At 64.2% G+C, this 12,994-nt stretch carries 10 protein-coding genes; all 10 read right to left on the bottom strand.

Annotated elements, in window-relative coordinates; translation table 11 throughout:
• Positions 1 to 3: 3 nt before the first annotated feature.
• Positions 4 to 1,404 (bottom strand): dihydrolipoyl dehydrogenase, encoded by a 1,401-nt coding sequence (gene lpdA, locus J2R80_RS07675; protein ID WP_057020923.1) that lies wholly within the window; start codon positions 1,402 to 1,404, stop codon positions 4 to 6.
• Between the two features lie 84 nt (positions 1,405 to 1,488).
• On the bottom strand, positions 1,489 to 2,238 hold the full coding sequence (locus tag J2R80_RS07670; protein ID WP_168857722.1) for an SDR family oxidoreductase: 750 nt from the start codon (positions 2,236 to 2,238) through the stop codon (positions 1,489 to 1,491).
• Positions 2,239 to 2,310: 72 nt separating this feature from the next.
• Positions 2,311 to 3,552, bottom strand: coding sequence for a 2-oxoglutarate dehydrogenase complex dihydrolipoyllysine-residue succinyltransferase (gene odhB, locus J2R80_RS07665; protein ID WP_057020975.1), 1,242 nt, complete (start codon positions 3,550 to 3,552; stop codon positions 2,311 to 2,313).
• A 167-nt stretch (positions 3,553 to 3,719) separates the two neighbouring features.
• Positions 3,720 to 6,680, bottom strand: a complete 2,961-nt coding sequence (locus J2R80_RS07660; RefSeq protein WP_076834628.1) for a 2-oxoglutarate dehydrogenase E1 component — start codon at positions 6,678 to 6,680, stop codon at positions 3,720 to 3,722.
• Positions 6,681 to 6,934: 254 nt separating this feature from the next.
• Positions 6,935 to 7,816, bottom strand: coding sequence for a succinate--CoA ligase subunit alpha (gene sucD / locus J2R80_RS07655; RefSeq protein ID WP_028340814.1), 882 nt, complete (start codon positions 7,814 to 7,816; stop codon positions 6,935 to 6,937).
• Between the two features lie 95 nt (positions 7,817 to 7,911).
• Complete coding sequence (locus tag J2R80_RS07650; protein WP_076834630.1) at positions 7,912 to 8,388, bottom strand: DUF1579 family protein; 477 nt, start codon at positions 8,386 to 8,388, stop codon at positions 7,912 to 7,914.
• Between the two features lie 2 nt (positions 8,389 to 8,390).
• Positions 8,391 to 9,587, bottom strand: coding sequence for an ADP-forming succinate--CoA ligase subunit beta (gene sucC, locus J2R80_RS07645; RefSeq protein WP_057020926.1), 1,197 nt, complete (start codon positions 9,585 to 9,587; stop codon positions 8,391 to 8,393).
• A 162-nt stretch (positions 9,588 to 9,749) separates the two neighbouring features.
• Positions 9,750 to 10,718 carry a malate dehydrogenase gene (gene mdh / locus J2R80_RS07640; RefSeq protein ID WP_028336306.1) on the bottom strand — a complete coding sequence of 323 codons (969 nt, stop codon included), beginning with the start codon at positions 10,716 to 10,718 and terminating at the stop codon, positions 9,750 to 9,752.
• Between the two features lie 223 nt (positions 10,719 to 10,941).
• Positions 10,942 to 12,129 (bottom strand): cell division protein ZapE, encoded by a 1,188-nt coding sequence (gene zapE, locus J2R80_RS07635; RefSeq protein WP_057020927.1) that lies wholly within the window; start codon positions 12,127 to 12,129, stop codon positions 10,942 to 10,944.
• Positions 12,130 to 12,351: 222 nt separating this feature from the next.
• Positions 12,352 to 12,888 (bottom strand): RNA 2',3'-cyclic phosphodiesterase, encoded by a 537-nt coding sequence (gene thpR / locus J2R80_RS07630; RefSeq protein ID WP_057020928.1) that lies wholly within the window; start codon positions 12,886 to 12,888, stop codon positions 12,352 to 12,354.
• Positions 12,889 to 12,994 lie beyond the last annotated feature (106 nt).

Raw genomic sequence — 12,994 nt, 5'->3', positions numbered from 1 at the left:
TCATCACATATGGATGGCGCGCTTGCCCACCGCAAGCGCGGCTTCCTTGATCGCCTCCGAACGGGTCGGGTGCGCGTGGCAGGTGCGTGCCAGATCCTCGGCAGATCCGCCGAATTCCATCAGAACGCAGGCTTCGTGGATCATTTCGCCGGCTTCGCGCCCGACAATGTGGACGCCAAGCACCCGATCCGTCTTCGCATCTGCGAGAATTTTCACGAAGCCGTCGGTGGTCTGATTGACCTTGGATCGGCCGTTCGCCGTGAACGGGAATTTGCCGACGGTGTACGCGACGCCGGCCTGCTTGAGTTCTTCCTCGGTCTTGCCGACCGACGATACTTCCGGCGTGGTATACACAACACCTGGAATGACGTCGTAGTTCACGTGGCCGGCCTGGCCCGCGATGATCTCCGCACAGGCAACGCCTTCGTCTTCCGCTTTGTGCGCGAGCATCGGCCCGGCCACGACGTCGCCGATCGCGTAGATGCCCTTCACGTTGGTCGAGAAGTGCGCGTCGATCTCGACGCGGCCGCGATTGTCGAGCGCAACGCCGGCTTCCTTCAGCCCGAGCCCCTCGGTGTAGGGCACCCGGCCGATGCAGACGAGCACGACGTCGGCTTCGATGGTTTCCGCAGCGCCACCCGCGGCGGGCTCGACCTTGGCCTGCAGCGTCTTGCCGGAGCTATCGACCGCGGTGACCTTGGCGCCGAGCTTGAAGACGAAGCCCTGCTTCTCGAGCATGCGCTGAAATTGCTTTGCCACCTCGCCGTCCATGCCGGGCAGGATGCGGTCGAGGAATTCCACGACCATGACGTCCGCACCGAGACGCCGCCAGACCGAGCCAAGCTCGAGCCCGATCACCCCCGCGCCGATGATCAGCAATTTCTCCGGCACCTTCTCCAGCGACAGCGCGCCAGTCGAGGACACGATGCGCTTCTCGTCGATGTCGATACCCTTCAGGCGGGCGATATCGGAGCCGGTGGCGATCACGATGTTCCTGGTCTCGACGGTCTCGGACTTGCCGTCACCGGAGACCTCGACCTTGCCGGCACCGAGGATCTTGCCGGTCCCCTTGAGCACGTCGATCTTGTTCTTCTTCATCAAGAACTCGACGCCCTTGACGTTGCCGTCGATGCCCTGCTGCTTGAAGTTCATCATCGCGGGCAGATCTAGCTTCGGCGCCGGGACGCTGACGCCCATCTTGGCAAAGGAGTGCCCGGCTTCCTCGAACATCTCGGAGGCGTGCAGCAGCGCTTTCGACGGCATGCAGCCGACGTTGAGGCAAGTGCCGCCCAGCGTCGCGTCCTTCTCGACGACGGCGACCTTCATGCCGAGTTGCGCCGCGCGGATCGCGCAGACATATCCGCCCGGGCCGGTGCCGATGACGACGAGATCGTAAGAAGCCATGATGGAAGGTCCTGTAGCTAAGCTCTGTGACAATTACGCAGGCGCGATCGTGACGGCAGACCGTCGCCCGCTCTTGATCGTGTGCTAGCGACCGCCCGACACATCGAGGATCGCGCTGGTGACATAGGAAGCCTCGTCCGAGATCAGCCAGACGATGGCGTTGGCGATTTCATCGGCGGTGCCGACACGCTTCATCGGCACCATATGGGCAAGCCGGTGCGCACGATCGGGCTCGCCGCCCGCGGCGTGGATGTCGGTGTCGATCAGGCCGGGCCGGATGCCGGCGACGCGGATGCCCTCATTCGCGACTTCGTAGCCGAGGCCTATCGTGAAGGAATCGATCGCGCCCTTGGAGGCGGCATAGTCGACATAGGTGTTGGGCGCGCCGAGCTTCGCCGCGACCGAGGACAGGTTGACGATGATGCCGCCCTTGCCGCCGTGCTTGGTCGACATGCGCTTCACCGCCTCGCGCGCGCACAGGATGCTGCCGGTGACATTCACTGCCATCATCTGCTGGATACGCTCGGCCGACATCTCGTCGACACGCACGCCGCTCTTGCCGACGATGCCGGCATTGTTGACGAGCGCGCCGAGCGTGCCGAAGCCGTCGGCCGCCTTGAACAGCGCCAGGATGTCCTGCTCGCTGCCGACATCGCATTTCACCGCGATCGCCTTGCCGTTGCTGGCTTCGATCGCGGCGACGACCTCGTCCGCCGCGGTCTTGTTGGATGCATAGCCGACCACGATGCGATAGCCGCGCGCGGCGGCAGCGAGCGCGGTGGCGCGGCCGATGCCGCGGCTGCCGCCGGTGATGACAACGACCTTATCCGTCACTTTGATCCCCAAATGTGAGCAACCAACAGATCGCGGCGCCCGATCCGATCGGACGCCGCGCGCGATACGACCTTAGAGGTCCAGCACCAGGCGGGCCGGATCCTCCAGGCTCTCCTTGACGCGCACCAGGAAGGTAACCGCTTCCTTGCCGTCGATGACGCGGTGGTCGTAGGAGAGTGCCAGATACATCATCGGGCGCACCTCGATCTTGCCGCCGACCACCATCGGCCGCTCCTGGATCTTGTGCATGCCGAGGATGCCGGACTGCGGCGCATTCAGGATCGGCGTCGACATCAGCGAACCGTAGATGCCGCCATTGGTGATGGTGAAGGTGCCGCCCTGCATCTCGTCGATCTTGAGCTGGCCGTCGCGGGCGCGGCGGCCGTAGTCGGCGATCGACTTCTCGATCTCGGCGATCGACTTGTGGTCGCAGTCGCGCACCACAGGCACCACGAGGCCGCGGTCGGTGCCGACCGCAACGCCGATGTGATAGTAGTTCTTGTAGATCAGGTCAGAGCCGTCGATTTCGGCGTTGACCGCCGGAATGTCCTTTAGCCCCTGCACGACCGCCTTGGTGAAGAAGCCCATGAAGCCGAGCTTCGAGCCGTGTTTCTTCTCGAACGTGTCCTTGTAGAGGGCCCGCAGCTTCATCACCTCGGTCATGTCGACCTCGTTGAAGGTCGTCAGCATCGCGGCGGTGTTCTGCACGTCCTTGAGGCGGCGCGCGATGGTCTGGCGCAGCCGGGTCATCTTCACGCGCTCCTCGCGCGCGGCGTCGTCCGCCGGCGACGGCGCACGAACCTGCACGGCGGCGGCCGGCTGGTTGACCGGGGTCGGCGCCGAGGCGGCCTTCTCGATCGCGGCCAGCATGTCGCCCTTGGTCACGCGGCCGTCCTTGCCCGAGCCGGGAACGGTGGACGCATCGATGCCGCTTTCAGCGGACAGCTTGCGGACCGAGGGTGCCAGCGGCGCATCCGCCGGCGGCGCCTTCGGCGCAGCGGCAGCAGCCGGCGCAGCAGCGGCAGCCGGTGCGGCGGCCTTGGCGGGAGCCGCAGCAGCCGGCTTGGCGGCCGGAGCGGCGCCGTCATTGATCTGTCCGAGCAGCGCGCCGACGGCGACCGTCTCGCCGTCCTTGGCGATGATCTCGCCGAGCGTACCGGCCACCGGCGCGGGCACCTCGATGGTGACCTTGTCGGTCTCCAGCTCCACCAACGGCTCGTCCACCGCGACGGCTTCACCGGCCTTCTTGAACCAGCGGCCGATCGTGGCCTCGGTCACGGATTCGCCGAGCGTTGGAACGCGAATTTCAGTCATGGTCTTTTCCTCGATAACCCTGCGGTCGCAAAATTTGCGGTCGTGAAACTTGTCCGTCACCGCCCGCAAAGCGAGCGATCCGGTACTCCGTGACGACAGCACTTCTGCTGGATGACGCGGGATACCGGATGCCCCGCATTCGCGGGGCATGGCTTCAATGAAAGTCGTTAGTTCAGTGCGTCGTCGAGCAGCGCCTTGAGCTGCGCCAGATGTTTCGACATCAAGCCGGTCGCCGTTGCCGCCGATGCCGGACGGCCGGCATAGCGCGGACGCCTGTTGGGTGCGTGGATCTGGTTGAGCACCCATTCCAGATAGGGCTCGATGAAGTGCCAGGAGCCCATATTGCGCGGCTCTTCCTGGCACCAGACCACTTCGGCGTTCTTGAAGCGGCCGAGCTCCTGCACCAGCGCCTTCAGCGGCACCGGATAGAGCTGCTCGACGCGCATCAGATAGATGTCATCGATGTCGCGCTTCTCACGCTCCTCGTAGAGATCGTAGTAGACCTTGCCGGAGCACAGCACGACGCGGCGAATCTTGTCGTCCGGCACCAGCTTGATCTTCTCGTCCGGCAGCATCTGCGCGTCATCGTACAGAATGCGGTGGAACGTGGCGTTCTTGCCGAGCTCCTCGAGCTGCGACACCGCGCGCTTGTGGCGCAGCAGCGACTTCGGCGTCATCAGGATCAGCGGCTTGCGGATCTCGCGATGCAGCTGGCGCCGCAGCACGTGGAAGTAGTTCGCCGGCGTGGTCGGATTGACCACCTGCATGTTGTCTTCGGCGCACATCTGCAGGTAACGCTCGAGGCGCGCGGAGGAATGCTCCGGTCCCTGCCCTTCGTAGCCGTGCGGCAGCAGGCAGACGAGGCCCGACATGCGCAGCCACTTGCGTTCGCCCGAGGAGATGAACTGGTCGAACACCACCTGCGCGCCGTTGGCGAAGTCGCCGAACTGCGCTTCCCAGAGCGCCAGCGCATTCGGCTCGGCCAGCGAGTAGCCGTATTCGAAGCCGAGCACCGCCTCTTCCGACAGCAGCGAGTTGATGACCTCGTAGTGGCCGGTGTCTTCGCCGCCGAGATGGTTGAACGGCGTGTAGCGGCTCTCGTCCTCCTGGTCGATCAGCACTGAATGGCGCTGCGAGAAGGTCCCGCGCTCGGAATCCTGGCCGGACAGTCGCACATGATGACCTTCCTGCAGCAGCGTGCAGAATGCCAGGGCCTCGCCGGTGGCCCAGTCGATCCCGACACCGCTATCGATCGCCTTGGCGCGATTGTCGAGGAAACGCTGGATGGTGCGGTGGACGCGGAAGCCGTCCGGCACCTTGGTGATCTTGCGGCCGATATCCTTGAGAACGGCGACATCGACGCCGGTGACTCCGCGGCGGGCGTCCTCTTCCTGGTCGGCGATCTTGAAGCCTGCCCACTTGCCGTCGAGCCAGTCGGCCTTGTTCGGCTTGTAGCCGGCGCCGGCTTCAAGCTCGGCGTCGAGCCGCGCGCGCCAGTCGGCCTTGGCCTTCTCGACCTCGCCCTCGGTCAACACGCCGTCAGCGACCAGCCGCTTGGCGTAGATCTCGAGCGTTGACGGGTGAGAAGCGATCTTCTTGTACATCACCGGCTGGGTGAAGGCCGGCTCGTCGCCCTCGTTGTGGCCGTGGCGCCGGTAGCAGAACATGTCGATGACGACCGGCTTGTGGAATTTCTGCCGGAACTCGATCGCGACCTTGGCCGCGAACACCACGGCCTCCGGATCGTCGCCATTCACGTGGAAGATCGGCGCATCGATCATCTTCGCTACGTCGGACGGATAGGGCGACGAGCGCGAGTAGCGCGGGTAGGTGGTGAAGCCGATCTGGTTGTTGACGATGAAATGCAGCGAGCCACCGGTGCGATAGCCCTTCAGGTCGGACAGGCTGAAGCATTCAGCCACCACGCCCTGGCCTGCGAATGCCGCGTCGCCGTGCATCAGCAGCGGCAGCACGGAGATACGCATATCCGGCGGATCGCCGTGCTGGTCCTGCTTGGCGCGCACCTTGCCCATCACGACCGGATCGACGATCTCGAGATGCGACGGGTTTGCGGTCAGCGACAGATGGATGTTGTTGCCGTCGAACTCGCGGTCCGAGGAGGCGCCGAGGTGATACTTGACGTCGCCCGAGCCTTCGACCGAGTCGGGGTTGGCCGAACCACCCTTGAACTCATGGAACAGCGCGCGGTGCGGCTTGCCCATCACCTGGGTCAGCACGTTGAGGCGGCCGCGATGCGGCATGCCGACCACGATCTCCTTCACGCCGAGATTGCCGCCGCGCTTGATGATCTGCTCGAGCGCCGGGATCAGCGATTCACCGCCATCGAGGCCGAAGCGCTTGGTGCCGGTGAACTTGGTGTCGCAGAACTTCTCGAAGCCGTCCGCCTCGATCAGCTTGTTGAGGATCGCGCGGCGCCCCTCGGGCGTGAACGAGATCTCCTTGTCCGGCCCCTCGATGCGCTCCTGGATCCACGCCTTCTGCGCGGCGTTCGAGATGTGCATGAATTCGACGCCGAGCGTCTGGCAGTAGGTGCGTTCGCAGATCTGCACGATCTCGCGCAGCGTGCCGTATTCGAGGCCGAGCACGTGGTCGAGGAAGATCTTGCGATCGAAGTCCGCCTCGGTGAAGCCGTAGGAGCGCGGATCGAGCTCCTCGCGGTCGCGCGGCGCCTCGATGCCGAGCGGATCGAGCTTGGCGTGGAAATGGCCGCGCATGCGGTAGGCGCGGATCAGCATCAGTGCGCGAACCGAATCGCGGGTGGCCTGATGGACGTCGGCATCGGACAGTTCGGCGCCCTTGGCCTGCGCCTTGGCCGCGAGCTTGGTGCCGACCGCCTTCTCGACCTGGGCCCAGTTGCCGTCGAGCGCCGAGGTCAGCTCGTCGCGCGGCGTCACCGGCCAGTTGTCGCGGCCCCACGAGGCGCCCTCGGCGTTCTTCTGGACATCGGCCGGGGCGTCCTTCAGGCTTTTGAAGAAATCCTGCCACTCGGCGTCGACCGACGACGGGTCCTGCTCGTAGCGGGCGTAGAGGTCGTCGATGTAGGCGGCGTTGGTCCCCTGCAGGAATGATGAGAGTGCAAAAGCGGCGTTCGCGTCTTGGCGAGACATGGGCAGTCCTGGTGATTTTTTCGGTTCGCGCGTAGGAGACGGCGCTGATGCCGGTCTGGAAGTGCGCCGGCTGGATTGATACCCTTTACCCTATCTAGGACAGATATTCCTGCCTAAAAGAACCAAGAAGTGAATTTATTTTCATTTTTTATTGATCGGCATTCCGGCACCAAAACGCGATAAAAGAGCGGGTTCCCCAAGGAGAACCCGCCCCAAATCACGTCAAACCTCGAAGGGAACTCGCCGGACGGCGGTTACTTCAGCATTTCCGCGAGCGTGTGCCCGAGGCGGGCCGGCGATGGCGACACCCTGATGCCGGCGGCTTCCATCGCCGCGGTCTTGGAACCGGCGTCGCCCTTGCCGCCCGAGATGATCGCGCCGGCATGGCCCATGCGGCGGCCGGGAGGTGCGGTGACACCGGCAATGAAGCCGACCATCGGCTTCTTGCGGCCACGCTTGGCCTCGTCTTTGAGGAACTGGGCGGCGTCCTCCTCGGCGGAGCCGCCGATTTCGCCGATCATCACGATCGACTTGGTCTTCTCGTCGGCCAGGAACATCTCCAGCATGTCGATGAACTCGGTGCCCTTGACCGGGTCGCCGCCGATGCCGACCGCGGTGGTCTGGCCGAGACCCTCCTGGGTGGTCTGGAACACCGCCTCATAGGTCAGGGTGCCGGAGCGGGAGACGATGCCGACCGAGCCGGGCTTGAAGATGTTGGCCGGCATGATGCCGATCTTGCATTCGCCGGCGGTCATCACGCCGGGGCAGTTCGGCCCGATCAGCCGCGACTTCGAGCCCGACAGCGAGCGCTTCACGCGCACCATGTCGAGCACCGGGATGCCCTCGGTGATGCAGACGATCAGCGGGATTTCCGCATCGATCGCCTCGCAGATCGCGTCGGCTGCGCCCGGCGGCGGGACATAGACCACGCTGGCGTCGGCGCCGGTCTTCTCGCGCGCTTCGGCGACGGTGTCGAACACCGGCAGGTTGAGATGGGTCGAGCCGCCTTTGCCCGGCGCCACGCCGCCGACCATCTTGGTGCCGTAAGCGATCGCCGCTTCCGAATGGAACGTGCCGTTCTTGCCGGTGAAGCCCTGGCAGATGACCTTGGTGTTCTTGTCGATCAGAATGGACATGGTTCGAGATGCTTTCGCGAGACGATCGGTGATGGGACTCTATGGTTTGAGCATGATCTTGTCGGAAAACCGGAGACCACTTTTCCGGATCATGCTCAGTGAATACGCCGGTACACGCCGGTGAGCACGTCGGCCCACCCTTCCGCGTCAGGCGAGAACTGGATTTTCATGTTGTAGGTGTTGTCGTCGACGACCTCGTAGACGTGACGGGCATTGCCGCGCAGCGAGCCGCGCACCAGGATCAGCGACTTGCCCGCCCATCTACCGGACGCCGGTGACGGCGGGTAGTAGCCGAGCGAGTCGTGCCAGAACAATTTGTAGGCCCGATCGTCGCGGTCGTAGGTGAACACGCCGTGGGTGGCGAAGCTCTCCTTGCCGTCGCGGGTCTGCACGCTGTCCTGGATCAGGTAGAAGCCGTTGAGCGCGATGCGCGCAACGACCTGCGAGGTGGCCGGACCGCCCGCGGTCCAGCGCGACGGATAGACCATCTCTTCGCCGCTCCACTCGCCCGCAAACGCCGCGAGCTTGCGGTGTTCGTCCAGCGGTGTCGGAGCGTCGAGATGATCGGCCATCGTTAGCCTCCCTTGACGGCTTTCACGATCTTCTGTGCAGCGTCATCGAGGTTGTCGGCGGGCAGGACGTTGAGGCCGCTCTCGCGGATGATCTTCTTGCCCTGCTCGACATTGGTGCCTTCGAGGCGCACCACCAGCGGAACCTTGAGGCCGACCTGCTTCACCGCGGCGACCACGCCCTCGGCGATCACGTCGCACTTCATGATGCCGCCGAAAATGTTGACCAGGATGCCCTTCACGTTCGGATCGGCGGTGATGATCTTGAACGCGGCCGCGACCTTCTCCACGCTGGCGCCGCCGCCGACGTCGAGGAAGTTCGCCGGCTCCATGCCGTACAGCTTGATGATGTCCATGGTCGCCATGGCAAGGCCGGCGCCGTTGACCATGCAGCCGATCGTGCCATCGAGCGCGACGTAGTTGAGGTCGTATTTCGACGCCTCGATCTCCTTGGCGTCTTCCTCGGTCTCGTCGCGCAGCGCGACCACGTCCGGATGACGATAGAGTGCGTTGCTGTCGAACGACACCTTGGCGTCGAGCACGCGAAGCTGGCCCTGCTTGGTGACGACGAGCGGATTGATCTCGAGCATCGCCATGTCCTTGGCGGCGAAGGCGGCATAGAGCTGGCCGGTCAGCTTCTCGGCCTGCTTGGCGAGATCGCCGGTCAGCTTCAGCGCCTTGGCAACCGTGCGGCCGTGATGCGGCATGATGCCGGTCGCGGGATCGACCGAGAACGAGACGATCTTTTCCGGGGTCGAATGCGCGACCTCTTCGATATTCACGCCGCCTTCGGTCGACACCACAAAGGAAATTTCGGAGGTCTCGCGATTGACCAGGATCGAGAGGTAGAACTCCTTGTCGATGTCGGAGCCTTCCTCGATGTAGAGGCGATTGACCTGCTTGCCGTGCGGACCGGTCTGCACCGTGACCAGCGTCGCGCCGAGCATCTGCTTGGCGAATTCGGCGACCTCGGCGGCCGATTTGGCGATGCGGACGCCGCCCTTGTCGCCGGCCGACGCTTCCTTGAACTTGCCCTTGCCGCGGCCGCCGGCATGGATCTGGCTCTTCACTACCCAGATCGGGCCGGGCAGCTGCTTGGCCGCCGCGTCGGCCTCTTCCGGCTTCAGCACCGGCACGCCGCGCGAGATCGGCACGCCGAATTCATGCAGCAAAGCCTTGGCCTGGTATTCATGGATATTCATGGAAAGACGCTCCCAAACCCTCGTGCGGCGACCTTATTACGTCAGCCTTGAGACTGGCATACCATATACCAAAGCTCGCGCAACTAAAAAATCCGCCGGAATTTCATCGCCTTGGACCCGACAGGCGATTGAAACCGCCTATCGGGCCATTGCCAATCGAGATTACTTGCCGAGCAGATCGGGCGCGATCTTCTTGCAGGCGTCGACCAGGCCCTGCACCGCACCGACCGACTTGTCGAAAGCCTCGCGGTCCTTGCCCGCCAGTTCGATCTCGACGATGCGCTCGACACCCTTGGCGCCGACCACGACCGGCACGCCGACATACATGTCCTTCACGCCGTACTCGCCGTTGAGATAGGCGGCGCAGGGCAGCACGCGCTTCTTGTCCTTCAGGTAGCTCTCGGCCATCGCGATCGCGGACGCAGCCGGCGCGTAGAAGGCGGAGCCAGTCTTGAGCAGGTTGACGATCTCGGCGCCGCCGTTGCGTGTGCGATCGACGATCTCATCGATGCGCGCCTGCGAGGTCCAGCCCATCTTGACGAGGTCGGGCAGCGGAATGCCGGCGACAGTCGAGTAGCGGGTCAGCGGCACCATGGTGTCGCCGTGGCCGCCGAGCACGAAGGCGGTGACGTCCTCGACCGAGACGTGGAATTCGTCGGCCAGGAAATAGCGGAAACGCGCGGAGTCGAGCACGCCGGCCATGCCGACCACCTTCTTGTGCGGCAGGCCCGAGGCCTTCTGCAGCGCCCACACCATGGCGTCGAGCGGGTTGGTGATGCAGATGACGAAGGCGTCGGGCGCGTACTTCTTGATGCCGGCGCCGACCTGCTCCATGACCTTGAGGTTGATGGAGAGGAGATCGTCGCGGCTCATCCCGGGCTTGCGCGGCACGCCGGCGGTGACGATGCAGACCTTGGCGCCGTCGAGCGCTTCATAGGAATTGGCGCCGACCAGATTGGAATCGAAACCGTCGACCGGCGACGACTGCGCGATGTCGAGCGCTTTGCCCTGCGGCACGCCCTCGGCAATATCGAACAGCACGACGTCTCCGAGTTCCTTGAGGCCGACGAGGTGCGCCAGCGTTCCGCCGATCTGTCCGGAGCCAATCAGAGCAATCTTGTCGCGTGCCATGGGAAATCAGTCCTTTGAACTGTGTACGGGAGGGAGGGAAGTCGGTTGCAAGGGTGGTTATCCCTTTCGAATGATCCATTCAAGTCGCGGCCTGCCCGATTGCGGGCCCTGCCTGGAATTCGATCAGGCATGCCAGCAACATCCGCCGCGGAGACACGAAAAGTTGCTCCGAACCGGACCGCGCGCAAGACGGAATTTCGAGACGGAATTTCGAGGCTGAATTTCAGGTCTCGACCAGGCCGGTCGACGCGCCGCTCGCGGAGGAGTCCTTCCGGCCGTGCGGCAGCGCCAGGTAGGATTCCGAGCTCATCTCGATCAGGCGCGAGGATGTGCGCTTGAACTCCATCGCCTCGACGCCGTCGGTCGCAAGGTACAGCGACACCGGATCGGCCTCGGCCGAGGCCATCAGCTTCACGGCATTGTCATAGAGCGTATCGATCAGCGAAATGAAGCGCTTGGCGGCATTGCGCTCGGCGTAATCCATCACCGGAATGTGGTCGATCAGGATCGTGTGGTAGTCGTGCGCGAGCCTGAGATAATCGGACGCGGCAAGCGGCTTCTCGCAGATGTCCATGAAGCTGAAGCGCGCGACGCCGTGCGCCGAGCAGGGCACGTTCAGGATGCGTCCCTTGATCGGAATGAGGCGTGCCTTGCACGGGGCATTGCCGGTCATCTTCCGCCAGGCCGCGTTGAGCGCGGCATCGGCCGCGTCATCCGCGGGCACCAGCCACATCTTGACGCCGACGAGTTTCTCCAGCCGGAAGTCGGTGCGCGCATCGAGCCGCAGCACGTCCATGTGGTCGGAGATCTGCGCGATGAACGGCAGGAACAGCGCGCGATTGAGCCCGCCCTTGTAGAGATCGTCAGGCGCAACGTTCGAGGTCGCGACCACCACGGTGCCGAGATCGAACAGCTTGGCGAACAGCCGGCCGAGGATCATCGCATCGGCGATGTCGGTGACGTGAAATTCGTCGAAGCAGAGCAGCCAGGCTTCGTCGAAGATCGCCTGCGCTGTGAGCGCGATCACGTCGCCGTCCGCGATCTCGCCGCGCGCGATCTGCTGACGGTAGCCGTAGATGCGCTCATGCGCCTCGGCCATGAATTCGTGGAAGTGCGCGCGGCGCTTGTGTTCGACCGGGCTCTGCTGGAAGAACAGATCCATCAGCATGGTCTTGCCGCGACCGACCTCGCCGTGGACGTAGAGCCCGCGCGGCGGCTTGTCGTCCTTGTCGCCGCCGAACAGCCGCCCGAACAGGCCTTGCTTGCGCTGCGGCTTGTAGCTCGCGAGCCGCTCATCCAGCGCGCCGAATGCCTCGGCGGCGCGGGCCTGGGCGGGATCGGCCTCGATCGCGCCGGAGGCGACCAAGGATTTGTAGAGCTCGAGAAAGGAACTGGGCGAGGTGGACAGCATGAGCCCACCTTACGGCCCTAGTGTGCGGCAAATTGCAAGCCGTGAATTGTGCCAGTGGGGTATGCACTTTCCTCTCCCTCGCCCCGCTCTTGCGGGGAGAGGGCTGGGGTGAGGGGCTCTCACCACCCGACGCGCTCTATCGACGGACCCGTACCCCCTCACCCGGATCGCATCTTCGATGCGATCCGACCTTTCCCCGCAAGCGGGGCGAGGTGAAGAGGCTCACGCGCAGAGCGCGTAGGAATCCTCGACCACATAGGGGCCGCCGCCTGTCGACGCGCGCGACGAGAACAGCACGAAGCGGTCCGCCAGGAAGCTGCGGCTCGGGAAGTAGCCGCGCACGGACAGATAATCCGCGACGTCCTGGCTCGAAGCGTCATGCAGACGAGCGAGCGTGACATGTGGCGTGAATTTCCTGCCCTCGGGATCGAGCCCCATCCGCTGCATCATCCGCTCGAGCTCGGCCTGCAGTTCGATCAGCGGCCGGCTCGGCTCGACGGCGGCAACCACCGCGCGCGGCTTGCGTCCGCCGAAGCTCGACAGGCCCTGCAATTTGACCTCGAACGGCTTGCGGTTTACCCGAAACAACATCGTCGCGATCTCGTTGGCCCACATGCCATCGATATCGCCGATGAAGCGCAGAGTGACGTGATAATTTTCGGGATCGATCCAGCGTGCGCCGGGAAGGCCGCCACGCAAGCTGGAGAGGGTTTGGCCGATATCGGCCGGAATTTCCAGTCCAGTGAACAGACGCGGCATCGCAATAATCCTCGATGCTTGGCGCGGGTTTTGGGAGCCCGCACCCTGTAACGGCCCGGCGACGAATCACCGATGCCTATTTGTACCCGAGATATGTGACTCTGCG

The organism is Bradyrhizobium sp. USDA 4541, from assembly GCF_024171085.1.
Classification (GTDB): Bacteria; Pseudomonadota; Alphaproteobacteria; order Rhizobiales; family Xanthobacteraceae; genus Bradyrhizobium; species Bradyrhizobium australafricanum.
Note: the sequence above shows the minus strand (reverse complement) of the source record. Positions and strands in the feature narration are given on the sequence as shown.

Bases quoted from the DNA above. Each gene is read 5' to 3' on its own strand.
- odhB (WP_057020975.1), bottom strand. From the start codon at position 3,552: ATGACTGAAATTCGCGTTCCAACGCTCGGCGAATCCGTGACCGAGGCC.
- zapE (WP_057020927.1), bottom strand. From the start codon at position 12,129: ATGCTGTCCACCTCGCCCAGTTCCTTTCTCGAGCTCTACAAATCCTTG.
- J2R80_RS07660 (WP_076834628.1), bottom strand. From the start codon at position 6,680: ATGTCTCGCCAAGACGCGAACGCCGCTTTTGCACTCTCATCATTCCTG.
- thpR (WP_057020928.1), bottom strand. From the start codon at position 12,888: ATGCCGCGTCTGTTCACTGGACTGGAAATTCCGGCCGATATCGGCCAA.
- mdh (WP_028336306.1), bottom strand. From the start codon at position 10,718: ATGGCACGCGACAAGATTGCTCTGATTGGCTCCGGACAGATCGGCGGA.
- J2R80_RS07650 (WP_076834630.1), bottom strand. From the start codon at position 8,388: ATGGCCGATCATCTCGACGCTCCGACACCGCTGGACGAACACCGCAAG.
- lpdA (WP_057020923.1), bottom strand. From the start codon at position 1,404: ATGGCTTCTTACGATCTCGTCGTCATCGGCACCGGCCCGGGCGGATAT.
- sucC (WP_057020926.1), bottom strand. From the start codon at position 9,587: ATGAATATCCATGAATACCAGGCCAAGGCTTTGCTGCATGAATTCGGC.
- sucD (WP_028340814.1), bottom strand. From the start codon at position 7,816: ATGTCCATTCTGATCGACAAGAACACCAAGGTCATCTGCCAGGGCTTC.